At 41.2% G+C, this 558-nt stretch carries 1 pseudogene; it reads left to right on the top strand.

From position 1 onward, the window contains the following. Positions 1 to 558: pseudogene (locus tag IE260_RS43490) on the top strand (hypothetical protein); the annotation flags it as partial.

Raw genomic sequence — 558 nt, forward strand, 5'->3', positions numbered from 1 at the left:
GCTAAACCCACCGGGACAAATCGTATTTTATCCCACTAATTCCATTTTAGGCTCTACTTCTTCAAACAGCAACAACCAGCAACAATACAACAACACCCTTTTAATGAACACCCTACAAGGGGAATTAACCACCAATAATCAAAATAACCCCAATGGTTGCGCCAATCAAGTCCAGTGTTTGGAGCAATTCATCCAAAATTTAGCCCCTTTAGCCGCAACCCCCACTTCAAACAACCAAGCCAACCAGCAAGTCCAAGCCATCGCTCAAAAGCTTCAAAGCGTTGCTATCAACACTTTAGACAACAATGCGATCAACAACACCACCTATAATTTAAACAACTTGCACAACGCTTTGAATTTCCAAGCCTATGAAAGCACGATAGAACAATACAATAACGCTTTAAAACAAATTTCTTGGATTAGTTTTACTGAGCCTAAAAACTTGCTCAAAAACACTTCTAATAACTACCAAATCGGCACCGTTACCAACGCTCAAGGGCAAAATATCAGCGCCTATGATTGCACAAGCGCTACTGGGAGTCTTTCTAGCAATAGCGG

It is taken from the genome of Streptomyces viridiviolaceus, from assembly GCF_014650995.1.
GTDB classification, from domain to species: Bacteria; Actinomycetota; Actinomycetes; order Streptomycetales; family Streptomycetaceae; genus Streptomyces; species Streptomyces viridiviolaceus.